This is a genomic window from Streptomyces sp. NPDC048484, assembly GCF_040651415.1.
Classification (GTDB): Bacteria; Actinomycetota; Actinomycetes; order Streptomycetales; family Streptomycetaceae; genus Streptomyces.
Map to the genome: position 1 here is coordinate 118,419 of NZ_JBEZJY010000024.1, position 24,753 is coordinate 143,171.

Genomic DNA, 24,753 nt, shown 5'->3' on the forward strand with positions numbered 1-24,753 from the left:
AACGGTCAGTGGCCCCAATTGCTCGTTGCCGCAACCAGATTCGACAGGAAGAATTGGACTCGCGCCCCGCGTGGCCTCCCGAGGCCGCCCGTTCGGGCTGTACTGCGGCGCGCTCCCCGTCCGACCCTCGCCCGCAGTGTGGGCGCGTAGCCGAAGGGAGGACCGTGACCTTCGGATTCGCTGCGTCCTCGGCGGCATCGATGTCGACGCCCGCCAACCCACTGGCCCGGATGCTCGAGCCCGCCGAATGGACCGCTGCGGGGATTCCGCTCCTGCGCAATCCCCGGGAAGTCGTCAGCGGACTGCACTCCCGGCATCGGCCCGGCCCCACGACCGCGATCGTGGCAGTGCTCGATCCCGACGAACGGTTGAACGCGAGCGCGTCCTTCACTCGGCGGGCGGCTCCGGCGGACGGCTGGATGTTCCGCAACGCGCTGCTCGCGCAGCTGCGCCGGGTGATCCCGCACGACCTGCGGCGCCGCACACCGGTGCGTACGGCCGTGCTGCTCTACTGCCGTGACGGCGACGCGCGTTGGACCGAGGAGGACGGCGCGTGGATGTGGGGGCTGCGGGATGCCTGCACGCTGCACGGACTGCGCTGCGGGGCATACATCACGCTGACACGTGACGGCTGGCAGGTGCTCGGCGAGGGACGCGGAGGGCGCCGCCCCAACGCGGAGTCACCGCCGGAGTCACTGGAGTCGTTCGCGGCGGCCGAGACCGTCCAGCCGCGCACCGGTGGCGCCGCCTCGGAGGTACTGCGCCGCGCGGCCGCCCGCTGAGCCGACCACCACAATCGGCCGTCGGCGCGGGCGTGGCTGTTCCTTGTGGCCCACTCACGCCCTGCTACCGACTCGTCACAAAGGCGGCCGACGCCCGGCACGCCCTCGTACCGGCACACGGCGCCGGCACGTCCTTGTACCGGCACACGTCGGACCGTCCTCTGTGCATACTCCGGGCAGATGCCACCTTGGTGGCATCTCAGTCGTGAGAACCCCAGGAGAACGGGGCCCTCAGACCCCCGCGCCCAGCACCGAGTTGATCTGCTGCGGGTCCCCGCAGACGATCAACAGGGTGCCGGCTCGGCCAAGAGCCAGCGGCAGGGCGGTGGCGGCAGTGGTGTCGGGCCCTCCGTTGACGGCGACAACGACCACGGGCCGGGACACCGCACGACCGACGGCAGAGGCATCGGCGTAGAACACGTCGTCTCCCGCGTCGTGCTGGGCCCAGTACGCGGCCTCACCGAAGGAGAGCTCGTGCGTGGCCCACGGATGCGGTTCGCCGGTGGTGACCACCAGCACCTCACCGGGGGCCCTGCCCGAGTCAAGAAGCAGGTCGACCGCTTCCTCGGCGGCGTCCAGCGCACCCTCGGCCGAGGCCGGGATCAGCTGGATCTGCGGAGTCGAGGCTGCGGCTGGGGCCGCCGGAGCGGAGGGCTCCGGCTTGGCCACGGCCGTGTCGCGCGGCGTGCGTTGCACAGGCGGCGTCGGCCGGACAGGACCCGGGCGGCCTGGACGCGGCGGAGCCGCGGGGCGGGGGCCGGGTACGGGGCGGGGGGTCGGCGCGGTCCGGCCGGTGGCCGGGCTGACGAGCGGACCCTGGGCACTCTCGTGAATCTGAGGCTCCTCGGGAATGAGAGGCATGAGCTGATTTTTATCAAACGTCGGTGCGACACGCGTAGGCGGGTGGCACATGAGTGCGAACGGGATCGTCAGAAATCGAAGCCGAGTTGCCCCTCGATCTCCGGAACGCTTCCGTCCGCCCAACTGCGGACCTTCTTGAGGTGCCGCCACTGGGGCAGCGAATCAAGATACGCCCACGACATCCGGTGGTACGGGGTGGGGCCCCGCATCTCCAGCGCGGCCTTGTGGACCGGTGACGGATACCCGGCGTTGGCCGCAAAACCGAAGTCTGCATGGTCGACACCCAGTTCGGCCATCATTTTGTCGCGCTGGACCTTCGCGATCACCGAAGCCGCCGCGACGGCGACGCAGGACTGGTCGCCCTTGATCACCGTACGGACCCGCCACGGAGTCCCGAGGTAGTCGTGCTTCCCGTCGAGAATGACCGCGTCGGGACACACGGGCAGCGCTTCGAGGGCGCGACAGGCGGCCAGCCGCAGTGCGGCCGTCATCCCCAGCTGGTCGATCTCCTCCGGAGAAGCATGCCCCAGGGCGTACGACGTCACCCACTCGGCCAGTACTGGCGCGAGCGCTGTGCGCTTCTTGACGCTGAGGAGCTTGGAGTCGGTGAGACCTTCGGGCGGGCGACGCAGGCCCGTGACCGCCGCGCAGACCGTGACGGGACCGGCCCAGGCACCGCGCCCCACCTCGTCGACACCAGCGATGATCTTCGCTCCGGTCGTGGCGCGCAGGGAGCGCTCGACGGTGTGGGTAGGCGGTTCGTACGACATGGCTCCCTCAGCCTACGCCGCCCGGAACCCCACTCCACACCCCGGCCCCCGCAGCAACCCCAAGGCCCCGGCCGCACCGGCGCCAGGGCCCCCACCGGCATCGGCAGGGACCCCGACCGTAGCCGCCCGAAGGCCGGTCAGGCGCCTTCCGGCCGCAGCAGCGGGACCATGAGCTGGTCGATCATCTCCTCGATGTCCCGCTCGTTCCATTCGCTCGCGCACACCTTCGAGCGGTACATCATCATGGCCGGAATGGCGTCGAAGACATAGGAGTTCGCCGCGTCCGGCCGCACGTCTCCGCGCCGGATCCCACGATCGACGACCACACCGAGCAGACGGATGGTCGGCTCCACCACCCCGGCCAGGATCACTCCCTGAAATCGCTGGGCCTGGGAGGAGTCGCATTCGTGAATCACTGAACGCAGCGCGAATCCGGGGCGCGAGAACATCGCCTCACGCCCCCGCCGACACAGCTCCAGCAGGTCCTCCCGCACGCTTCCCAGATCGGGCACGTCCCCCAATGGCGGCAGCCCCGCCTGGAGCGCGTCCGCGACGAGGTCCTCCTTCGACGGCCATCGGCGGTAGACCGCGGCCTTGCCGGTCTGGGCGCCGGCCGCGACGCCCTCCATCGTGAGGCCGTTCCAGCCGACCGTGCTGAGTTGTTCCAGTGCGGCATCGAGGATCGCGCGTTCGAGTACGGCGCCACGTCTGCGCGGGGAGGCTGCCTGAGCGGGGGCGGCCGTCCAACTCGAAGTAATCATGGGCCTGTCTCCGTTTGAGCGGGCAAGCAGCACGCGCGTAGGCACGTACATGCCGGACGGACTGGGGATCCGTGAGCGGTCAAGTGACATAAAGCGGCAGCGACTTCAGTGAACGCTTGCGTTCACTGTTGGGGACTCACTACCTTTTGACGCGGCAGTGAACGCGAGCGTTCACTAACGTACTCGTGGGGGACTCAAAAGTGGCAACCTCTCCGTTGATTCAAGATCAGAAGCCAGGAGCGGCCCGCCGGGAGGGGCATCCCGGCATCGCACTCACCGTCATCGCGGCCTGCCAACTCATGGTGGTACTCGACGCGACGATTGTGAACATCGCGCTCCCGCACATTCAAGGCGCCCTCAAGTTCTCCACCACGGACCTCACCTGGGTGGTCAGCGCCTACACACTCACATTCGGCGGTCTGCTGCTGCTCGGCGGCCGGGCCGGAGACATCCTCGGCCGACGCCGGGTCTTCATGGCCGGCATCCTGCTCTTCACGGTCGCCTCGCTGCTCGGCGGTCTCGCCCAGGAGCCCTGGCAACTGCTGGCGGCACGCGCCCTCCAGGGGGTGGGCGGCGCGATCGCCTCCCCCACCTCGCTGGCGCTGATCACCACGACGTTCCCGGAAGGACCCGAGCGCAACAGGGCGTTCGGGGTCTTCGCCGCGGTCTCGGCCGGTGGCGGTGCGATCGGCCTGCTGGCCGGCGGCATGCTCACCGAGTGGCTCGACTGGCGCTGGGTGCTCTTCGTCAACGTACCCATCGGTGTGCTGATAGCCGTGGTCACACCGCTCTACATCAGCGAGTCCGAGCGGCATCCGGGGCGCTTCGACATCTCGGGCGCGCTGACCTCGACGCTCGGAATGGCCTCGCTCGTCTACGGCTTCATCCGGGCCGCGGAGGAGGGCTGGCGGGACAACCTCACCATCGGATCCTTCGGCGCCGCGGTCGTCCTCCTGGTTGCCTTCGCGCTGGTCGAATCCCGGGCCAAGGAACCGATCACGCCGCTGCGGATGTTCACCGACCGCAACCGATCGGGCACGTACGTGATCATGCTGAGCCTGGCCGCGGCCATGTTCGGCATGTTCTTCTTCATCGTCCTCTTCGTGCAGAACGTGCTGCAGTACACGCCGATCGAGGCCGGCCTGGCCTTCCTCCCCATCACGGTCGCGATCGGCACCGGCGCGGGTCTGTCGCAGCGGTTCCTGCCGGTGCTCGGCCCGAAACCGTTCATGGTGGTCGGGTCGTCCCTCGTGGTGGTCGGGCTCGGCTGGCTGACCTTCATCGACCCCGGAAGCTCGTACGTCAGCGGTGTGCTCGGTCCGATGCTGCTGTTCGGCTTCGGCATGGGACTGAACTTCGTGACACTGACGCTGACGGCGGTCTCCGGAGTCGCCGTGCACGAGGCGGGCGCCGCGTCGGGTCTGCTCAACGCCACGCAGCAGGTGGGCGGTTCGCTCGGCCTCTCCATCCTGACCACGGTCTTCGGCACTGCGAGCCGTGACGAGGCGGAGAAACAGGTCACGGACTTCATGGCCACGGCCTCGGCCGAGCAGAAGGCGGAGTTCGCCAGGACACAGCAACTGCCCGCTCCCTGGAGCTACGAGGTGCTCTCCCAGGGCATCTCCACGGCATTCATCCCGGCTGTCGCGATGGCCGTGCTGGCCCTGGTCATCGCCACCCTGGTGGTCAGGGTCCGCAAGAGCGACCTCGACGCGCTCTCGGGCACTGCCGGGTCCGCCGCGGGCTGACCGGCCACGGTGGTGGACCGAGCCGGCCGGCCTCGCGGGCCGGCCCGGTCCACCGCGGTAGTGCGCCCCGGCAGGCGCTTACGCGGGTGATGCTGAGGCGGGTGGCCCTTAGGACGATGCTGAGGCGGGTGGCGCGCGCCACCCGCCTCAGCGGTACGCCAGCTCCATATCCAGCCGGCTGCACTCGCGCCAGTCGGCCTCGGGTGACAGATCCCGCCCGTCGAGAATGTCCCGGGCGCGCGCCTCCCCCCAACTCGTGGCGTACCAGGGCCCGACGGGCCCCTCCAGGTCCGCCGCCAGGTCTTTCAGAGCACAGGACCGCAGGGGCTCCTTGAGTTCGTCGAGAGCCGGCACGGCGTCGGCGGACAACCCGCGCGCGTAGGCGAGATCGAAGGTGCCCGTCTTCTGGTACCGCTGGACATTGCGCTCGGCGATCAGGGCATCCGGCGACATGACCCCGAAGACGAGCACTCCCGCGGCGGCACTGGCCAGCACCACGCGCGGCAGCCAGCGGGCGCCCAGGACACCGGCCACCATGATGAGCACGATGACCAGGCCGAGCCAGAGCTCGACGGTCACCACGGAGATCCTCAGCCGGGTCAGTCCGTACGCCTCCACGTACATGTCCATACGCCGCACCGCCGAGGCCACGACCACGAGGGAGAGGGCGCAGAGGGTGCCGAGGACAGCGCGTACCAGCGTGCGGTCGCGTGTGCCGTCCCGCGGGGCCCAGCGCAGGGCGAAGACGATGACCAGCAGAGTGAGGAGCGTGACCAGGAGCAGCTGCCAGAAGCCCTGGCGCGCGTACTCGGAGTACGTCTGTCCGGTCTTCTCCAGCACGGCGTCGTATCCACCGAACAGGACGGCCAGCTGGACGGCGTTGAAGACCGCGAAGAGGGCAGCTAGCACGACCAGGGGCAGCGCCCACTCGACGCGGCCGCGAGCGCGGCCCGGGGGCACCTCGACACGGTCCCACTGAACGGGCGCCGCAGCTGTGTATGCCGCCGCCAGAGCGCCGGCCGCGCCGATCACGAACAGCACGGCGCGCCAGGGGCCGCCGGAGACCGACGCGTCCGGCACGAGGCCCGCGAGGAGGTCCGCGAAGGCCGCGTCCGCCCCTGCGAACAGTGCGCCGAAGACCACCAGCAGGACCGCGGCCACCGCGATCGCCCGCAGCACCGGGCCCACGTTGCCGCGTGCGCCACCGGTCCGCTCGCGCAACCCCTGCCAGCCCCATCTCAGGCCGGTGATCAGCGAGGTGTAGAGACCGATCGGGCCGAACAGCATCCCGGTCCAGGTACGGCCGCCGTGCAGCGCGAGCGAGCCCACCGCCAGCGCGGCGACAACGGCCAGGAACGACGGCCAGTCGGCGTCACGCAGCGCCGGAACGATCAACAGGGCCAGTGCCCCGACGCCCCAGCCCAGTGTCCAGGGCCGTGGGGGCCGACCCGCCGCTCCTGCCGCGAAGTACGCCCCGAGCGTGACCGGGATCGCTACCAGGAGGAGGTTGAGCGCCAGGCCCTCTCCGAGCAGGAGCATGCTGAGCAGGCCGGTGGCCAGAGCGGCCCAGAGAGTCTCGGTACGGACGGGTGCCGGAGTCCTCGCCTGACTGTCGGCGAACCAGGACTCGACGGCGGGACCGTCCCAGCGTTCGTCCTCGTCGAGGTCGTCCTGGCTCTTCTCAAAGGTGCCGTGACCCCCTGAGCCGCCGCGATCATCAGAGATGTTCCGATTGTTCGTTTTCTCTCCGCCGGGGCCCCCACCCGCGCGCGTGCGCGCCTTCCCCCTTCCGGCGCGGGCTGCTGGAACGGCGTCCTCCGGTTCCTCGGCCTCGCTGCCGGACTGCCCCGCCGAACTCCCTGAACCCTCTGCTTCCTCTGTTTCCGACGCTCTCGGCTCGGCCTCGGACGGCTTGTCGGACACGGGACCCCCTCCCTACCGGCCCGGGCAGCACGCCGCAGGGCTGCGGGGACACTCAGAAACCGGTTTCTCGTCGGCGCCGGCCCGAAATGATCAACGAGCGGCGTGGCGGAAAGGTTAACCGGGGCACAGTCGGCACAGCGGGTCACCGTCTGTCTGTGGCAGTGCTGTGACAGTGATCGACACTTGGACCGGGAGAGAGAGGGGCACGCGCGCGTGCGGCCCCCGACCCCGGCCCGCGACTCCCCGCTCACCGCAGCGGCAGTAAGCGGTAAGCGGTAAGCGACAGCCGAGCACAGACTCAGGGCCGTCCCTGAGCCCTGTCGTCAGATGTCCGTCCGCTGGGCGGCGTCCGGCGCCGACCAACCCGGCAGCGCTTCGGTGCGCTGCACCCACTCCGCGGGCGGTGCCCCGGCTTTCCCTGCGGCCACGACGCCTCCCACGATGGCGCAGGTCGTGTCCATGTCGCCGCCCACCTCTGCGGTCGCCCAGAAGCCCTCTTCGTAGGCGCCGAGGGCGCGCGCCGCCGACCAGAGGGCGAACGGCACCGTGTCGTGCGCGGTCGTGCGCCGCCCGCAGCCGAGGACGGCTGCGACAGTGGTCGTGTCCCCGTAGTCGAGCATGTCCCGGGCGCGCCGGAGACCCGCGCCCACGGCGCTGCGCGGCACGAGGGCGATGACGCCGTCGAGCAGCGTGTCGGGCCTGGGCGGGCCTCCCGGTGCCGCGGCCAGCGCGGCGGCGGCCGCCACGGCCATGGCGCCGACCACCGCTTCGCGGTGCTGATGGGTGGGGTACGCCGAGATCTCGGCCTGGTGCGTGGCCTGCTCCGGATCGTCCGCGTACCAGGCGCCCAAGGGGGCGATCCGCATCGCCGCGCCATTGCCCCACGAGCCCTGCCCCTTGAAGAGGGCCGAGGACAGCTCACGCCAGTCCCCGCCCTCCCGGATCTGCCGAAGCAAGCGGTCGACGGCGGGGCCGTACCCGCGGTCGGCATGGTGGCGCTCGGCGAAGAGGTGGGCCAGTGCGTCCTGGTCGATGCGGTGGTGAGCGGCCAGAGTGGCCACTACGGAGGAGGCCATTTCCGTGTCGTCGGTCCACTTCCAGGGGCCGGGCGGCAGTGCGCGGTCCTTCAGCAGCGGGTAGTTCGCCGGCACGAAGAACTGCGAGCCCAGCGCGTCCCCGACCGCGAGTCCACGCAGGCTGGCCAGGGCGCGGTCGAGGCGCCCTGCGGGAGAGAAGTCAGCGGTCATCGCTCTGTCACTCTATCCGGTGAATCCATACAGTTCGGGATCTCCGTACGGTTCCGGATCACGCCAGCGATCGAAGGGACGGTCGATCGTGTACCTGCCGTCCGCCCCGAGGTCGAGCATCCGCATCTCCGCGTTCCCCGGGTTCGACAGCGACTCGAATTCGGCGACCGTCCAGTGGAACCAACGCATACAGAACAGGCGCATGGCCAGGCCGTGGGTCACCAGGAGCACGTTGGGCGGGTGATCCGGCGCCTCGAAGCTCCGGAACAGGCTTTCAAGGAAGTTGCCGACCCGGTCGTACACATCGGCGCCGGACTCGCCCTGTGCGAAGCGGTAGAAGAAGTGCCCGTACGCGTCGCGATAGGCCTTCTGCAGGCGTACGTCGTCCCGGTCCTGCCAGTTTCCCCAGTCCTGCTCGCGCAGCCGGGGCTCCTCTCGGACGCGTACCTGGCCGGGGTCGAGGTGGAAGGCCCGGAAGGTCTCGTGCGTACGGCGGTAGGGGGAGACGTAAACGCTTACCTGTTCGCGTCCGAAGACCTCTCTGAGCCGCTTGCCGGTCTCTTCCGCCTGTCGCCACCCCTTCTCGGTGAGTGCCAGAGCATGGTCGGGTTCACGCTCGTAGACGGAGTCATCGGCATTGCCCACCGACTCGCCGTGCCGGACAAGGACGATGCGCCGTGGACGTGCCATACCAAGACCCTAGATCGGGTCGCGCCCGATCGAGCACTCGTACGGGCTCCATACGTCACAGGTCACACAATTCGCGACGCCTTCAGACGATCCAGGTCGGTTCCAACTGGACGATGTCCCCCGTGAGCGCCACGACGTCCGCCTCTATCTGTGCCCGCAGGGCGAGCCGCTCCACGCGCTCGGCACGGTATTTGCCGTGCTCGGCGGCCGACTGCCACATCGACAGGACCACGAACTCATGGCCGGGCGCCTCGCCGAACATGCCCCGGACCATGCCGGGCGAACCGGCCATCGCCGGGTTCCAGACCTTCTCCTGCATCAGGGCGAAGTGCTCGGCGCGCTCCTCGTGCACACGGCAGTGCGCCACCCGCACCAGATCGGATTCCGTGAAGCGCGGTTCGAAGCCGGTCTTCACGTCGAAACGGTGATCGAACAGTTTGGCGTGCTGATCCTTGAAGGTGCCCGACTGGGAGGCGGCCAGCCGGTCATGGGAGCGCGCCATGAAGGAGTCGTAGAAGGCACGGCTCTCCCAGAAGGCGAAGACGTGGGCGACTCCGGGCCTCCCCCGGCTCCAGCCCCCGCCCTGCCCCCGGAATCCCGGCTCCCCCAGAAGTCCCGCCCATTTCCGCTGCCCCCGTTCGAAACCGCGGCGGTCGACCACGGTGCAGCGAATCCACTTGACCAGCACCGCGCCATCGTAAGGCCCAGGAACGTGGCGTCGGTCACGCTCGGGCGGACTGCCTCCGCACGATCGCCCCCGTGCGCGTGGCACGATGGGCAACACGCCTCAAGTGCACGGCAGTTGAGGCGTCCGGCACAGGGGACCAGGAGGGATATGCGGTGAACGGCCTCAACAAGGGCATCAGCAAGGTCGAGGTCTCGGTGAAGTGGGATCCCAGTCCCCCCGGTGAACCGGCCATCGATCTCGACATCGTCGCCGCCACCTACCTCGCGACCGACACCCACGAGAACCCCGACTACGTAGTGCACTTCGACAGCCGCTCCCCGGACGGCACCATCTACCTCAACCGGGACAGCAAGGACGGCAAGGGATTCGGCTGGGACGAGGTGATGACCCTGGAGCTGTCCCGACTCAACAAGCGATACGCGCGCGTGATGGTCGGTGTCGCCATCCAGCAGCGCACCGGGAGGCGCACGTTCGTCGGCGTGCACAATCCGGCACTGCGGATCCGCGAGGGCTACACCGTCCTGGCCGAGGACGACTTCGGCAGCGTTCTCGGGGCCACGGCCACGGCGATCGCGGAGTTCGTGCGCGACGACTCCGGAGAGTGGGCTTTCCGTCCGACCGTCCGCGGCTTCGACGCGGACCCGGCCACCTTCGCGAGGATCATGGGCAACACCGACGAGGCCTGACCCACGCACGCGCGCGGAAGGGCACGCGCGCGGAAAGGGGCGGTACAGCTCACGGCTGTACCGCCCCTTTCCGCGCGCCGGGCGGCGGCGCCGAGTCACCGGCGCCGCCGCCCGGCCATCGGGTTCACACCCGAGCCGTGCCCGGTATCAGCTGCAGCCGCTGGTCGAGCCGCAGCCCTCGCAGATGTAGCAGGAGCCGGCCCGCTGCATCTTCGTACCGCAGGAGAAGCACAGGGGGGCGTCCGCCTGGATGCCCATCTGCATCTCCACCAGTTCGGCACTGGTGTGCGCCTGCTGCGGGACGGGCTTCACCGCTTCGGCCTCGGCCTTCGGGGTGGCGACGGCCTTCAGTTCCTGCGCGCGGGGCGCGGACTGGGCCAGCGCCTCGACGTCGACCTCGTCCTCGCCCGACTCGTACGAGCCGGTCTCCAGGTGGCGCTGCCGCTCGTCGGCCGAGTGGATGCCGAGCGCGGAGCGCGTCTCGAAGGGCAGGAAGTCGAGCGCCAGGCGGCGGAAGATGTAGTCGACGATCGACTGCGCCATCCGCACGTCCGGGTCGTCCGTCATGCCGGCCGGCTCGAAGCGCATGTTGGTGAACTTCGAGACGTACGTCTCCAGGGGCACGCCGTACTGCAGGCCCACGGAGACGGCGATCGAGAAGGCGTCCATCATGCCGGCGAGGGTGGAGCCCTGCTTCGACATCTTCAGGAAGACCTCACCGAGACCGTCGTCCGGGTAGGAGTTGGCGGTCATGTAGCCCTCGGCGCCGCCGACCGTGAAGGACGTGGTGATGCCGGGACGTCCCTTGGGAAGGCGCTTGCGGACCGGGCGGTACTCGACGACCTTCTCGACCGCGGTACGGATGGTGTCCTCGGCCTTGGCCGTCACCGCGACCTTCTCCTTCTCCTTGGTCTTCGCGGAGAGGGGCTGACCGACCTTGCAGTTGTCGCGGTAGATCGCGAGCGCCTTGACGCCCATCTTCCACGCCTCGAAGTAGACCTCTTCGACGTCCTCGACGGTCGCCGTCTCCGGCAGGTTGACCGTCTTGGAGAGCGCGCCGGAGATCCACGGCTGGATCGCGGCCATCATGCGGACGTGGCCCATCGCGGAGATGGAACGCTCGCCCATGGCGCAGTCGAAGACCGAGTAGTGCTCCTGCTTGAGGCCCGGGGCGTCGATCACATTGCCGTGGTCGGCGATGTGGGCGACGATCGCCTCGATCTGCTCCTCCTGGTAACCCAGGCGGCGCAGGGCCTGCGGGACGGTGCCGTTGACGATCTGCATCGAGCCGCCGCCGACCAGCTTCTTGAACTTGACCAGCGCGAGGTCGGGCTCAAGGCCTGTGGTGTCGCAGGACATCGCGAGACCGATGGTGCCGGTCGGGGCGATGACCGAGGCCTGCGCGTTGCGGAAGCCGTTCTTCTCGCCGAGGCGCAGAACGTCCTGCCAGGACTCCGTGGCAGCGGCCCAGATCGGCGTGTCCAGGTCGTCCACCCGCGGGGCCACGGCGTTGGCGTCGGAGTGCTGCTTCATGACGCGCTGGTGCGGCTGCGCGTTACGGGCGTAGCCGTCGTACGGGCCGACGACCGAGGCGAGCTCCGCGGAGCGCTTGTACGAGGTGCCGGTCATCAGCGACGTGATGGCGCCGGCGAGGGATCGGCCGCCGTCGGAGTCGTACGCGTGACCGGTCGCCATCAGGAGGGCGCCGAGGTTGGCGTAACCGATGCCCAGCTGACGGAAGGCGCGGGTGTTGTCGCCGATCTTCTGGGTCGGGAAGTCCGCGAAGCAGATGGAGATGTCCATCGCCGTGATCACGAGCTCGACGACCTTCGAGAAGCGCTCGACGTCGAAGGACTGGCGGCCCTTGTTGTCGTCCTTCAGGAACTTCATCAGGTTCAGCGAGGCGAGGTTGCAGGACGTGTTGTCCAGGTGCATGTACTCGCTGCACGGGTTCGAGCCGTTGATGCGGCCGGACTCCGGGCACGTGTGCCAGCGGTTGATCGTGTCGTCGTACTGGATGCCCGGGTCGGCGCATGCCCAGGCGGCCTCCGCCATCTTGCGGAAGAGCTCCTTGGCGTCGACCTCCTCGATGACCTCACCGGTCATGCGGGACGTCAGGCCGAACTTCTCGCCGTTCTCGACGGCCTTCATGAACGTGTCGTTCACGCGGACCGAGTTGTTGGCGTTCTGGTACTGGACGGACGTGATGTCGTCGCCGCCCAGGTCCATGTCGAAGCCCGCGTCGCGAAGGGCGCGGATCTTCTCCTCTTCCTTGACCTTGGTCTGGATGAAGTCCTCGATGTCGGGGTGGTCGACGTCGAGGATGACCATCTTGGCGGCCCGGCGCGTGGCGCCGCCCGACTTGATCGTTCCCGCGGAGGCGTCGGCGCCGCGCATGAAGGAGACGGGACCCGAGGCGTTGCCGCCCGAGGAGAGCAGTTCCTTGGAGGAACGGATCCGGGAGAGGTTCAGGCCGGCGCCGGAGCCGCCCTTGAAGATCATGCCCTCTTCCTTGTACCAGTCGAGGATCGACTCCATGGAGTCGTCGACGGCCAGGATGAAGCAGGCGGAGACCTGCTGCGGCTGGGGCGTGCCGACGTTGAACCACACCGGCGAGTTGAAGCTGAAGATCTGGTGCAGGAGGGCGTACGCCAGCTCGTGCTCGAAGATCTCGGCGTCGGCGGGCGAGGCGAAGTACTTGTAGTCCTCGCCGGCCTTCCGATACGTCTTCACGATGCGGTCGATGAGCTGCTTGAGACTCACCTCGCGCTGCGGGGTGTCCACAGCACCGCGGAAGTACTTGCTGGTGACGATGTTGACCGCGTTCACCGACCAGAAGTCGGGGAACTCGACGCCACGCTGCTCGAAGTTGACCGAGCCGTCGCGCCAATTGGTCATGACGACGTCACGGCGCTCCCAGGCCACCTCGTCGTACGGGTGCACGCCCGGGGTGGTGTGGATGCGCTCGATACGCAGTCCCTTGGTGGCCTTGGTGCCCTTCGCGCGGGAACCTCGTGCCGGACCGCTCGCCGTCTCTGTCATGCCGCCTCCCTGTATCAGGCTAAAACGCCCTGAAGTGCCTCGTTCTTCCCGGGGCACGGTATGTGTCTGGTGTTGCGCGCGCCGCATACGCGACTGCTCGCAACAGGTCTGTGGTCGCCGCCGATCGGCCGGTCCGCCGCCGGCCCCTCTCGTCAGTCGGCGGCGGCGGGCACGGGGGCTTCGACAGCCTCTCCGGACCCGCGGCTACTTCCCTGGCACCCCTCGCACACGTCTTCGTCGGCCGCGGCGGGGCTCTGTGTCTCTTCCCTGAGTTCCGTGATGGCGGCCTCGAAGTCCTCCAGCGAGCCGAACGCCCGATATACGGACGCGAACCGCAGGTAGGCGACGAGGTCGAGCTCCTGCAACGGGCCGAGTATGGCCAGCCCGACGTCATGGGTGGTCAGTTCGGCACTTCCGGTGGCCCGCACCGCCTCCTCGACCCGCTGGCCGAGCTGAGCGAGCGCGTCCTCCGTGACAGGCCGTCCCTGGCATGCCTTGCGCACGCCGTTGATGACCTTCGTACGACTGAAGGGCTCGGTGACTCCGGACCGCTTGACCACCATGAGAGAGCACGTCTCCACGGTCGTGAACCGACGGGAGCAGTCGGGACACTGGCGGCGCCTGCGGATCGACGTACCGTCATCCGTCGTACGACTGTCGACGACGCGGCTGTCGGGGTGCCTGCAGAAGGGGCAGTGCATCGGCTCCAACCCTCCTTCACAGCACGACTCGATAGCCTCTTGAGGCCCTTTGAGCCCCTCGAAGCAGCCCCCAGCATAGGCGATGACCAAGGCCCTGGAAGACCGGGGGACCACAACTTCTGGGCTGCTGCGCCAATCCAACCACTACATGTGGGGCCTGAACCAGAAACTCACACCCTTCGCGCGTGTCGCGCCCGTATTGGCATGTGCCGCGTGGCCATTCCGGCGAGGAGCGTACGGGGATACGGTGTGCGGCAGACGAACGGGGGCCGGTTCCCGGCCTGCGGGACACCTGATGGCAGACTGATCTTCGCCCCGCTCCGACCCGCCGGGTCACGGCATCGGCATCGGCGGCGAAGAGTACTGAAGACGCAGTGATGAGCACTTCCGTCCGCCCTGTGCAGCGGTAGCCATACACCCAGACGCGTGATCACGTAAGACCATTCGCATTTTTTCACTCGAACGTGTGTTTGGCGCAACCTTTCGAAAGCAACTACCGTTGTCCAGCAGGGAGACGAACGAGAGGGGCCGACGTGACCACCACCGCAGACAGTGCCACCATCACTGCCCAGGACCGCTCCCAGGGCCGATTTGAGCCGGTGCATGCCATGAATGAAACCGCGAACCAGGAGGGGACCAAGCCGGCACGCTCCCTGCCGGGCCGACCTCCAGGCATCCGGGCGGACAGCTCCGGACTCACCGACCGGCAACGCCGGGTCATCGAGGTCATCAGGGACTCCGTGCAGCGGCGGGGTTACCCCCCGTCCATGAGGGAGATCGGGCAGGCCGTCGGCCTCTCCAGCACCTCCTCGGTCGCCCATCAACTGATGGCACTGGAGCGCAAGGGCTTCTTGCGCCGCGATCCGCACCGCCCCAGGGCTTACGAGGTCCGTGGTTCGGACCAGTCCACCGCGCAGCCGACCGACACGGCCGGCAAGCCGGCGGCGTCGTACGTCCCACTGGTCGGCCGCATCGCCGCCGGTGGTCCGATCCTCGCCGAGGAGTCGGTCGAGGACGTCTTCCCGCTGCCCCGGCAGCTGGTCGGCGACGGCGAGCTGTTCGTCCTGAAGGTCGTCGGTGACTCGATGATCGAGGCCGCGATCTGCGACGGCGACTGGGTGACCGTCCGGCGCCAGCCGGTCGCGGAGAACGGCGACATCGTGGCCGCCATGCTGGACGGCGAGGCGACGGTCAAGCGCTTCAAGCGCGAGGACGGCCATGTGTGGCTGCTGCCGCACAACAGCGCGTACCAGCCGATCCCCGGCGACGAGGCGACCATCCTCGGGAAGGTCGTGGCGGTGCTCCGGCGCATCTGAGGATCCACCCTTGACCGGGCCCCGGGACCTCTGCGCCGGTTCCGGGGCCCTGTGCTGTGCGTTGTGCAGTGCGTTCGGTGCACACATCAGTGGGCTGCCCCCTTACTTCTTCTAGGGGGCAGCCCACTGATGTCCAGGCCATGTCTAGGCCTCTTCGGCCTTCCGTGCCATCGCGTCGATGGCGGCCAGCGACCGCCGCACCTGGTTACGGTCTGTCGTGTACCAGAAGTCGGGCAGTGACGCTTTGAGGTAACTGCCGTAACGCGCGGTGGCAAGGCGCTGGTCCAGCACGGCGACCACGCCCCGGTCCTCCATCGCCCGTACGAGGCGGCCGGCGCCCTGAGCCATGAGCAGAGCCGCGTGGGTGGCCGCGACGGCCATGAAGCCGTTGCCCCCGGCGTCCTCGACCGCCTTCTGCCGGGCGCTCATCAGCGGGTCGTCCGGGCGAGGGAAGGGGATCTTGTCCATGACGACCAGCTGACAGCTGGCGCCCGGGACGTCCACGCCCTGCCACAGCGAGAGCGTGCCGAACAGACAGGTCTTCGGGTCGGCCGCGAAGTTCTTGATCAGCTCACCGAGCGTCTCCTCCCCCTGGAGCAGGATGGGAAACTCCGGGACACGGGAGCGCAGTTCCTCAGTGGCGAGCTGGGCGGCCCGCATCGAGGAGAAGAGCCCGAGCGTACGGCCGCCGGCCGCCTGGATCAGCTCGGTGAGTTCGTCGAGCATGTCCCCGCGGTCGCTGTCCCTGGCGGGTCTGGCCAAGTGTTTCGCGACGTACAGGATGCCCTGCTTCCCGTAGTCGAAGGGCGAGCCGACGTCGATGCCCTTCCAGGGCGGGATGTCCTCCCCCTCCGTGCCTTCCGGGGCCAGGCCCAGCGAGGCACCCACGCCGTTGAAATCACCGCCGAGCTTCAGGGTGGCCGATGCCAGGACCACGGAGCGGTCCGTGAAGAGCTTCTCGCGCAGCAGGCCGGACACGGACATCGGAGCGACCCGCAAGGACGCTCCGAAGCGGTCGTGCCGCTCGTACCAGACGACGTCCCACTCCGAGCCGTTCGTGAGGCGCTCCGCCACGTCGTGGACACTCTCCACGGAGGCGAGGGCCTGCTTGCGGACCGCGTCCTCGTCGGTGACGGACTTGTCGCGAGTCGCCCCGATCCCCGAGATCACCGTGCGGGCGGCGTCACGCAGGGCCATCAGCGCGTACCCGAGATCCTCCGGGATCTCTTCGAGGCGGCCGGGCAGGGCCAGTTCCATCACTCGCTCGAAGCCCTCGGCAGCCGTCTGGAGCTGATCGGCCGCCTTCTCGTTGACCAGTTTCGCCGCTCGGCGCACGGCTCGGTTGACCTGGCCCGGAGTGAGCTCGCCGGTCGCGACTCCGGTGACCCTGGAGACCAGTTCGTGGGCCTCGTCGACGATCAGCACCTCGTGCGGCGGGAGGACAGGCGCGCCTTCGATGGCGTCGATGGCCAGGAGCGCGTGATTGGTGACGACGACATCGGCGAGCTTGGCGCGCTCACGGGCCGCCTCGGCGAAGCACTCCGCTCCGTAGGCGCACTTCGAGGCGCCGAGGCACTCCCTGGAGGAGACGGAGATCTGTGACCAGGCCCGGTCCGAGACGCCGGGGGTGAGGTTGTCACGGTCCCCTGTCTCGGTCTCGTCCGACCACTCCCGCAGCCGCAGCAGGTCCTGGCCCAGCTTGCTGGTGGGCGCGGCCGCCTCGAACTGGTCGAAGAGACCCTCCTCCTCATCCTGCGGCGCCCCCTCGTGCAGACGGTGCAGGCACAGGTAGTTCGACCGGCCCTTGAGCATCGCGAACTCGGGGCGGCGGCGCAGCAGCGGATGCAGCGCGTCCACCGTGCGCGGCAGGTCCCGCTCCACGAGCTGCCGCTGGAGCGCCAGGGTGGCCGTCGCCACGACGACCCGCTCCCCATGCGCCAGCGCGGGAACCAGATAGCCGAGCGACTTACCGGTGCCGGTGCCCGCCTGGACCAGCAGATGAGAACCGTCGTCGATGGCCTGCGCGACGGATTCGGCCATGGTCACCTGGCCAGGGCGCTCCGTACCGCCGACGGCTGTGACGGCGGCATGCAGGAGTTCGGGAAGTGAGGGCTCTGTCATAGCCCGACCACCCTACGGGTCGGCACCGACAACCGGGCGATCGCGGAGGCGGAGAGGGACGCGATCAAGACGCGTGCACGGTCGGTGTCACGGTGGGCGATCATGACTGGTGGAGCGGGTTGGGGACGGTTCCGTGCACGGCGGCGTGCGGGCGCTGCGGCCGGTCCCGGTAACCGTCCAGGTGTAGCCGGTTGCGGTTGAGGCAGAGCCGCTCGATACGGGGAGTGAGCAGGTCGAACGTTTCGTAGCGGTCCTTGAGTTCCGGGAAGAGCTTGTGGTGCCGGAGGATCTCAGCGCGGACGAGTGTCCAGAAATCGTCCTCCCGCACGCCCAGTTGCTCCCGGCACAACGGGGCCAGATAGCGGAAGACACCGACGAAGAGCCCGGAGTGGATGAACTGTGTGAGGAAGGCGGCCGGTTCCGTGAGCAGCACGGCCCGTACGTCGTCGGGCATGGAGGCGTGCTCGGGAAGTTTCTCGGCGCTCACGTTCACGTCGTCCACGAAGTCCTTCACCGCAAGGCGGACCGGAATGTCGTGGTCGTCGAAGACAACGATCGCGTTCTCGCCATGTGGGCTGAACACAGTGCCGTAACGATAGAGGAAGTGGAGCAGGGGCGGCAGCAGCGCGGCGAAGAGGCGACGCAGCCAGCTTCGCGGCTCAAGACCCGAGCGCTCGACCAGCTCCGCCGCGAAGGCACGGCCCTCGGGATCGGTGTGCAGAAGAGCGGCGAGCGTGCGGGCGCGTTCACCGGGCGCGAGATGACGGGAGAGCGGCTCGCGCCAGATCGCGCCGAGCAGCTCCTTGTACTGGTACGGGACTTCCGGCAGCGCGTCGTACACAGGGTGTCCGACCGTCACGGACGCGACCTCGCCGAGCAGGATGACCCCGCAGGTGTCGTGCAGGAAGGGATCGGTGTCGCGCAGGCCGTGCATCCAGGCGGTGACGGCGGGAGCCGCGAGCGTGCGTTCTGTCGGTAGACCGCGCCATACAAGGGTGTTGAGGATGGACAGCGGCAGTTTCACGGTGTGCCGGTCCGGGCGTGAGGTGTTCAGAAACGTACGGATCGACTGCTGGGGCAGACGGAGGTCACCGTCCGGAGGCAGTGGGACGATCGCTCCCGCGGCCACGGAGGGCGCGAAGAGCGGCAGCACGACGTCGTTCCACTGCCATGGGTGCACGGGCAGGTAGAGGTACGACTCCGGAGTGAGCCCCCGCGCGCGCAGTGCCGTGTCGTAGGACTCCCGGACGGCGGGGTCGAGCTCGCGCGCGTAGAGCTGGTCGGCGGTGTCCAGGCCCTCGACACCTCGGTAGGTGGCCATGGAGGTGTGCACGGCGATCCACGGCAGGGCTGTCGCCGTGCGGCCCTCCGGTGCCCACTGGGCGGCGTCCGTCGCGGAGAAGCCGAGGCGGCCCTTGTTGAGGACGATCCAGGGGTGGCCTGTCTGGTGGCCTTCCAACTCCGCGTATCCGAGGTCGGCGAGGTGGGCTGCCGGGAGCGCGGTGTGGTCCAGACGGACGTCAGCGGCGAGTGTGGTGGACAGCTCACGGATGACGTGGCCGAGGGTGGCGCCGTCGAGGTCGAGGGTGGCACGGGCGCGGATGAGGAAGTCGAGGGGATCCGTGTAGGGGCGCTGGTGCGGCGCTGCTTGGGCTGCATCGGGCGTTCCAGTTGTTTCGGTGCTTCCAGTTGCTCCGGTGCTTCCAGTTGCTCCAGTCGTGCCGGGCGCTTCGGACAGGGTGAGCGACGACGGGTCCACCTGCCAGCTGTCGTACGCACCGCGGCGGGCACGGAAGGCGAGAGTGCCGCCGCCGTCGAGGCGGAGGGTGTAGGAACGCTCGCCATCGGGCGCGGCCCCGGCCGACGGCGGGCGCCGGGCGTCCGTGCCGGGTGGCGAATCGTCTCCTCTGGATTCCCAGGCTCCGACCGGTTCCACAGCGTCGGAGGGATCGGAAGGCAACCCGGCTGCCGCCGTGGCGTCGGCGCGGTTCGCGTCCGGCTCCGGCTCCGGCTCCGGCTCCGGCTCCGGCTCCGGCTCCGGCTCCGGCTCCGGCAACAGGATCTCCTCGTGCGCGAACTCGCCGATCATCTTCGCGAGCAGTCGGCGACCCGCTCTCTCCCATCCTTCCGCGCTCAGTTCAGGCGGGTCGTAGAGGCGTGACGGCTCTCCGGGGGCCGGGGCGGCGGACGGGTTCGGCACAGGGACTCCTCTGCTGGGAACCTGATCGGGACGAGCGGTGTACTGGAAGTGACGGCGCTACAACAGACCGCGCAGGGGCCGGTCTCGGACCATGAGGGCTGCCTTCTTGTCGGGCAGGTCGACCTCGGCGGAGAACCGGAAGCCGGCGCTCAGGAAGGCGGACACGGAAGGGGTGTTGCGAAGGTCGGGCTCCGCGATGACTCGCGCGCATGAGGGGCGCCGGTCGAGGACGAGGTCGGAGACAGCACGGAGCAGCATCGTGCCGAGCCCTCGCCCGCGATGGGCGACGGCGCCGATGAGGAGGTGGATTCCGGTGTCGTGGAGGCGGGCCGGGTAGTGGCGGGCCAGTGGATCCAGATCCGCGCGGTAGATCTCCCAGTAACTCATGGGGGTGCCGTTCAGCAGGCCGAGGCAGGGGACGCTGCGTCCATCGCCGCCGAGCTGGGCGCGCAGGTGGTCCTCGGTCGCCGTCGCGGGTCCGGAGAGTTCCCAGAAGGCCGCCACGGCGGGGTCGTTCATCCAGCGGCTGATGAGCGGAAGATCGCGGTCGACGCACACGGGGACCAGGTGAAAGGCACCCGCGGCGGTGGCTGCCGGCCCCCAGTCACCGACGCGGTCGAGCAGGTCTTCACCGGCCGGGGCGGCAGGGGCAGGCCTTGCCTCATACTGCGCCGTGTTCTTCTCCTCACGGCCTTGTTCCCTGCAGCCTTGTTCTGCGCGGCCTTGTTCCCTGCAGCCTTGTTCTGGCCGGCCTCGTTCTGGCCGGCCTCGTTCTGCGCGGGCTTGTTCCCCGCCGCCGTTTTCACCCCCTCGTGGTTCGCTGCCACTCCGCGTGCCCCGCCCCAAGGCTGCCCCGGCGCCCCCTCCCCCGGCGGCTGCTTCGGCCGCTCCGGCGTTCTCCGCGAAGAGCGCGAGGAGTTCGTCGGGCAGGCGGAGGTCGAGGGTTTCCTCGCTGTCCGCACCGGAACCCGTATCGCTTCGAGCGTCGGTGCGGGGGGCTGTATCGGCGTCGGCGTCGGCGTCGGTACTCGCATCGGTGGGAGGCACGGCGACGCTCCTCTCAGGAGACGGGGTGGGTCATGCCCCTCAGGAATGAAGGGGGTTGGCGATGGTGACGTAGACGGACTGGGTGTCGACCGGGCCGACGAGCTCGTCGAGGCCGTGCAGCCGGGTCAGCAGGTTGGCCTTGCAGCGCAGGACGGGTGAGTCGAGCAGGAGGGCGGGCAGGGTGGTTCGCAGCCGGGCGGGTCCGGAGGCGACGTTGGTGAGGAACCGGCGGAAGGCGGCCAGCAACAGCCGTTCGTCGGCGAGGTGTTGGGAGCCGAAGGCCCCGATGAGGCCGAGTACGTTGTTGATGCCGAGGTAGTAGGCGAACCGTTCGTCGGCGACCGCGTCGGAGACGAACGTGTCGCTGTGGCCGCCGATGCCCGGCAGTCGCCCGTCCAGTGCCGAGCGCCAGGACTCGCGGAAGTAGTAGCCCTGGTTGTCGCGGTAGCGGCCTTCTCCGGGCCAGCCTTCCGCGTCCAGCAGGAGCAGGGTGTTCTGCTGATGTGCCTCCAGCGCGATACCGGCTTCACCGTCGAGCCAGAGGACGGGGCGGACGACGCGCTCCAGATAGCGCAGAAACCACTCCGCGGCGACGGCGCCACGAGGCCGGCCCGTGCGGCCGGCGAGCCGGGTGACGATCTCGGTGAGCCGGGACCGGGTCGTACCGCGGCTCTGCTCGGGGTGCCGGGGTGCGGTGGACGTGGCCCCTGGTCTGGGCGAAACGAGCCCGGCGATGCAGGTGACGTCGTCCGTCGGCCTGAACGGGTTGTGGCGGATCATCACGTCGAGGCCGGGCACCGGGGCGCCGTCGGGGTCGTTCACCGCGAGCCACGCGGGGTCGCGGACGATGTCGAAGCCCGGGTGGGCCGCCTGCCACTGCTCGGCAAGGCCGGCGCGCAGCAAGCGGTGGACCTCGACTCCTCGGTGAAATTCCTTGCGGAGGTTTTCCCGGCGCGAGTTGGTGATGCGCAGGCCCAGCGACAGCTTCAGCATCGCGGGGGCGCCGGAGCGGTAGACGGTGCGTACGGAGGAGGTGGGGTGCCACGAGCAGCCGTGGGGGCCGAGGTCCCGGAGCAGTCCGGCGTTCAGGAGTTTCGCCGTCTCCGGGCGCCGGTGAACCTCTCGGAGCTGCCAGGGGTGCATCGGCAACGCGGCGTATCCGTCAGGCAGGTGCAGCCCGGCGCCGGCGAGCCGGGAAGTGAGCTGTTGGGCGGCTACGGGCCGGCCTCGCTCGGTCCACGCCGAGTCGGTGGCGAGTACGGAGGGGGCGACGGCCATCCAGTGGAGTGCGAAGGAGCCACGCAGCTCGGGCGAGTAGAGCCGGTTCTCCGCCCAGGAAAGTCCTTCGCGGCTCTTCGGGGTGGGGTGGAGGGGGTGGCCGAGCAACAGCGACTGTTCGGCGGAGAGGAAGAGGTCGGGGCCGTCGGCGGGGTTTTCCCTGCGGTCCGTGATGAACACGACGGTTCGTCGCAGGGAGTCCACGACGCGGCCGACCAGGTCACCCGCGTCGGCCGGGGCTCGGGTCTCACTGGGCGTGTGCGGTGCGGTGGAGGCGTTCGCTTCGGCAGGCACGCCAGTTGTGGCTGTTGTGGCTGTTGTGGCTGTTGTGGCGCAAGCGTCGGGCACGGCGGCAGGCGCGGCGGAGGCCCCGTACGTCGGGGTCTCGCGCTCCATCAGGGCCGCCAGCGTGACGGCGTCGGTGGGAAGCGCCTGGTCCGGGGCGTCGGAGAGATGGGGAGGGCCCAGGCGGTGCCATCCCGTGAGGGACCAGTAGTGGACCGGGACGACGAGGTCTGTGCCACTGGCCGGAAGGGGGATACGGAGGGCGCCGTCGGCAGGAGCGGGGAGGTCATGCTCGCGTACCCAGCAGCGCAGCAGGTTCTCGACGGCTGCGGCCTGGGCGGCGGTGTGCGGGTCGGGGTGTTCCAGCAGGTCGGTGGTGGCGCCGTACAGCCCTTCGGAATGCGCGGACCCTCCCTTCTGCCGAGGGACCGATTCGGCCCCCGGCCCCAGCGGGGCCTGCGTGCCGCGGACTGCTCGCTCATGGGCGTGGGGGCGGTCGTCGGATGCGGGGGTGGCGTTCAAGAGGGTTCCTTGGGGTGGTTCAGGCTCGTACGGCGACGAACCGGGGCTGTTCCGGCGTAGGTGGTACCTGTGCGTTTGCCGATCGAGGGGGGAGCTTGTCCGATCGGAGGGTGAGGAAGGTGCGCAGAGGGGTTGCGAGGAGGCGGTGCCTTCTGGGGATGCCTGACAAGTGCTCGGGTGTCTCCAGAAAGGCACCGCTTTCGGAACCTGGACCGTGTCGGCCACCGGACCGCCGCCCTATCCGGCGCGCTCGGCCCGTTCGGCGTGCTCGGCCCTTTCGGGAAGCCCGGCGTGCTCGGCTTGTCCGGCGTGCTCGGCCCGTTCGGGGAGCGCGGGCGGCAGTCGGTGGGCACCCGCGACGTGTGAGCCGGTAGGACCCTTCGCGACCTCCGCCACCGCGTCCACGAGCCTGTCGAGCACCGCGGTCGCCTGCTCGTCGGTGATCGTGAGCGGGGGAAGCAGGCGCACCACGCTTGAGTGCCGGCCACCGAGTTCCACGATCAGTCCGCGTCGCAGGCACTCGCGCTGGACGGAGGCCGCCGTCTCGGGTGCGGCGGGGGGAGGTCCTCCGGTGGTAGCCGACGGCTTTTCGGGGTCCACGAACTCGATGCCGATCATCAGTCCCCTGCCGCGTACCTCGCCGACGCAGCCGAAAGCCACCTCAAGGGAGCGGAGTTGCGTGATCATGCGGGCGCCCAGTGCGGCGGCGCGCTCGGCGAGGCCGTTCTCACGGACGTACGCGAGGGTCGCGGTGCCCGCCGCCATGGCGAGTTGGTTGCCGCGGAACGTGCCGGCGTGGGCGCCCGGTTCCCATACGTCGAGGTCCTCGCGGTAGATGACGACCGCCAGAGGCAGGCTGCCGCCGATGGCCTTGGAGAGGACCATCACGTCGGGCGTGACACCGCTGTGCTCGACCGCCCAGAAGGTGCCGGTCCGGCCGACCCCCGTCTGGACCTCGTCGGCGATCAGCGGAATGGAGCGCGCCGCCGTGATCTCCCGCATCCGCCGCATCCAGTCGTCGCGGGCCGGAATCACGCCGCCCTCCCCCTGAACCGGTTCGAGGATCATGCCCGCGGGGCTTGCCACCCCGGACTTGGAGTCGTCGAGGATGGACTCCGTCCAGCGCGCGGCGAGTTCGGCCCCTCGCCCGCCACCGACGCCGAACGGGCAGCGGTAGTCCTGCGGATAGGGGAGGCGCGCCACCCGTACGTCAGGCGCGCCCCCGGACGCCGCGAGCGCCCCCTCTGTCATCCCGTGATAGGCGCCGGTAAAGGCCAGAACCCCGCTGCGCCCGGTCGCGGTACGCACCAGTTTCAGCGCGGCCTCCACGGCATCCGTACCGGCGGGGCCGCAGAACTGCACACGCGCGCGGTCGGCCAGGCCGGGCGGCAGTGTGCGGAACAGCTCGGTGGTGAAGGCGTCCTTGACGGGTGTGGCCAGGTCGAGGACGTGCAGCGGAGCCCCCGAGTCGAGGACCTTCCGGATGGCCTCCAGGACGACCGGGTGGTTGTGGCCGAGGGCCAGCGTGCCGGCGCCCGAGAGGCAGTCGAGGTAGCGGTTCCCGTCGGCGCCCTCGATCGTCAGCCCGCGCGCCCGTACGGGGACGATCGGCAGGGCGCGCGCGTAGGTGCGCGCCGCCGACTCGCGCGCCGACTGCCGTCGCAGGATCCCCTCCTGCGCCGCGCGTGCCCCCACGTCCTCCTGTGCCGCGCGTGTCCCCACGTCCCCCTGTGTCGTGCGCGCCCCCGCGCTTTCTTGCACCGCGGGCGCCCCCGCCGCTTCCTGCATGGCGGGCGCCACCTCGGGTGCAGACTCCGTCACAGTCACGTCTGTCGGTCCTCCCGCTGTCCAGAGGCGAGTTGCCGGTCCGCCCGATGGGAGGCGGCAGGGGGATGAACGCAGCCGGAACGTCCCCCGTACGTACCAACGACGAGGACTGCGCGGGGCAACGGCAGACCCAAGATCCTTGCCGTGACGGAACCGTTGCGGGTCCGTCGGAAGTCCCCCACAGCAACGGCATAGTCTGTGGTGCCGTTCGGCAGTGCTTCGCTGATCAGCACCCACGGTCCACGTCGGACACGCACG

18 protein-coding genes are annotated in these 24,753 nt (G+C 69.4%); 4 read left to right on the forward strand and 14 right to left on the reverse strand.

Annotated elements, in window-relative coordinates:
* Positions 1-164: 164 nt before the first annotated feature.
* Entirely contained in the window at positions 165-782 is a 618-nt protein-coding gene (locus AB0D14_RS24605) for a hypothetical protein (RefSeq protein ID WP_362782590.1), read from the forward strand.
* Positions 783-1,013: 231 nt separating this feature from the next.
* Here AB0D14_RS24605 and AB0D14_RS24610 read toward each other — a convergent pair whose 3' ends face one another.
* The 3 genes from AB0D14_RS24610 to AB0D14_RS24620 all read right to left on the reverse strand — a co-directional run bounded on the left by AB0D14_RS24610 (position 1,014) and on the right by AB0D14_RS24620 (position 3,174).
* The gene (locus tag AB0D14_RS24610; RefSeq protein ID WP_362782593.1) at positions 1,014-1,643 is read right to left on the reverse strand and encodes a hypothetical protein; all 630 of its coding nucleotides are present in this window, start codon (positions 1,641-1,643) and stop codon (positions 1,014-1,016) included.
* A 68-nt stretch (positions 1,644-1,711) separates the two neighbouring features.
* A complete protein-coding gene (locus AB0D14_RS24615) occupies positions 1,712-2,413 on the reverse strand; it encodes a ribonuclease HII (RefSeq protein ID WP_362782596.1) in 702 nt (233 codons plus the stop codon).
* Between the two features lie 137 nt (positions 2,414-2,550).
* The gene (locus AB0D14_RS24620) at positions 2,551-3,174 is read right to left on the reverse strand and encodes a TetR/AcrR family transcriptional regulator (protein WP_362782598.1); all 624 of its coding nucleotides are present in this window, start codon (positions 3,172-3,174) and stop codon (positions 2,551-2,553) included.
* A 200-nt stretch (positions 3,175-3,374) separates the two neighbouring features.
* Between AB0D14_RS24620 and AB0D14_RS24625 the strand changes: the two genes are divergently transcribed.
* On the forward strand, positions 3,375-4,922 hold the full coding sequence (locus AB0D14_RS24625) for an MFS transporter (protein WP_362782601.1): 1,548 nt from the start codon (positions 3,375-3,377) through the stop codon (positions 4,920-4,922).
* Between the two features lie 147 nt (positions 4,923-5,069).
* Here AB0D14_RS24625 and AB0D14_RS24630 read toward each other — a convergent pair whose 3' ends face one another.
* The 4 genes from AB0D14_RS24630 to AB0D14_RS24645 all read right to left on the reverse strand — a co-directional run bounded on the left by AB0D14_RS24630 (position 5,070) and on the right by AB0D14_RS24645 (position 9,470).
* Positions 5,070-6,482: a DUF4173 domain-containing protein gene (locus tag AB0D14_RS24630; protein ID WP_362782698.1), complete on the reverse strand. Its 1,413-nt coding sequence runs from the start codon at positions 6,480-6,482 to the stop codon at positions 5,070-5,072.
* Positions 6,483-7,168: 686 nt separating this feature from the next.
* The gene (locus tag AB0D14_RS24635) at positions 7,169-8,092 is read right to left on the reverse strand and encodes an ADP-ribosylglycohydrolase family protein (protein ID WP_362782604.1); all 924 of its coding nucleotides are present in this window, start codon (positions 8,090-8,092) and stop codon (positions 7,169-7,171) included.
* Positions 8,093-8,104: 12 nt separating this feature from the next.
* Positions 8,105-8,782: a histidine phosphatase family protein gene (locus AB0D14_RS24640; RefSeq protein ID WP_362782607.1), complete on the reverse strand. Its 678-nt coding sequence runs from the start codon at positions 8,780-8,782 to the stop codon at positions 8,105-8,107.
* An 82-nt stretch (positions 8,783-8,864) separates the two neighbouring features.
* Complete coding sequence (locus AB0D14_RS24645; RefSeq protein ID WP_362782609.1) at positions 8,865-9,470, reverse strand: YdbC family protein; 606 nt, start codon at positions 9,468-9,470, stop codon at positions 8,865-8,867.
* Positions 9,471-9,622: 152 nt separating this feature from the next.
* Here AB0D14_RS24645 and AB0D14_RS24650 point away from each other — a divergent pair, with 152 nt between their 5' ends.
* Positions 9,623-10,156, forward strand: a complete 534-nt coding sequence (locus tag AB0D14_RS24650; RefSeq protein WP_362782612.1) for a TerD family protein — start codon at positions 9,623-9,625, stop codon at positions 10,154-10,156.
* Positions 10,157-10,303: 147 nt separating this feature from the next.
* Here the strand turns inward: AB0D14_RS24650 and AB0D14_RS24655 are convergent, their stop codons facing one another.
* Positions 10,304-13,198 (reverse strand): vitamin B12-dependent ribonucleotide reductase, encoded by a 2,895-nt coding sequence (locus AB0D14_RS24655; protein ID WP_362782615.1) that lies wholly within the window; start codon positions 13,196-13,198, stop codon positions 10,304-10,306.
* A gap of 152 nt (positions 13,199-13,350) precedes the next feature.
* The gene (gene nrdR, locus AB0D14_RS24660; protein WP_362782618.1) at positions 13,351-13,899 is read right to left on the reverse strand and encodes a transcriptional regulator NrdR; all 549 of its coding nucleotides are present in this window, start codon (positions 13,897-13,899) and stop codon (positions 13,351-13,353) included.
* A 533-nt stretch (positions 13,900-14,432) separates the two neighbouring features.
* On the opposite strand from nrdR, the gene lexA reads away from it, so the two are divergent.
* On the forward strand, positions 14,433-15,215 hold the full coding sequence (gene lexA, locus AB0D14_RS24665; protein WP_362782620.1) for a transcriptional repressor LexA: 783 nt from the start codon (positions 14,433-14,435) through the stop codon (positions 15,213-15,215).
* A 144-nt stretch (positions 15,216-15,359) separates the two neighbouring features.
* Here lexA and AB0D14_RS24670 read toward each other — a convergent pair whose 3' ends face one another.
* From AB0D14_RS24670 to AB0D14_RS24690, 5 genes are all read right to left on the reverse strand, one after another.
* A complete protein-coding gene (locus AB0D14_RS24670; protein WP_362782623.1) occupies positions 15,360-17,336 on the reverse strand; it encodes an ATP-dependent DNA helicase in 1,977 nt (658 codons plus the stop codon).
* 100 nt (positions 17,337-17,436) lie between these two features.
* Positions 17,437-19,536 carry an IucA/IucC family protein gene (locus AB0D14_RS24675; protein ID WP_362782626.1) on the reverse strand — a complete coding sequence of 700 codons (2,100 nt, stop codon included), beginning with the start codon at positions 19,534-19,536 and terminating at the stop codon, positions 17,437-17,439.
* 57 nt (positions 19,537-19,593) lie between these two features.
* Positions 19,594-20,583: a GNAT family N-acetyltransferase gene (locus AB0D14_RS24680; protein WP_362782628.1), complete on the reverse strand. Its 990-nt coding sequence runs from the start codon at positions 20,581-20,583 to the stop codon at positions 19,594-19,596.
* A 39-nt stretch (positions 20,584-20,622) separates the two neighbouring features.
* A complete protein-coding gene (locus AB0D14_RS24685; protein WP_362782631.1) occupies positions 20,623-22,668 on the reverse strand; it encodes an IucA/IucC family protein in 2,046 nt (681 codons plus the stop codon).
* Between the two features lie 237 nt (positions 22,669-22,905).
* Positions 22,906-24,495 (reverse strand): diaminobutyrate--2-oxoglutarate transaminase family protein, encoded by a 1,590-nt coding sequence (locus AB0D14_RS24690; protein ID WP_362782633.1) that lies wholly within the window; start codon positions 24,493-24,495, stop codon positions 22,906-22,908.
* Positions 24,496-24,753 lie beyond the last annotated feature (258 nt).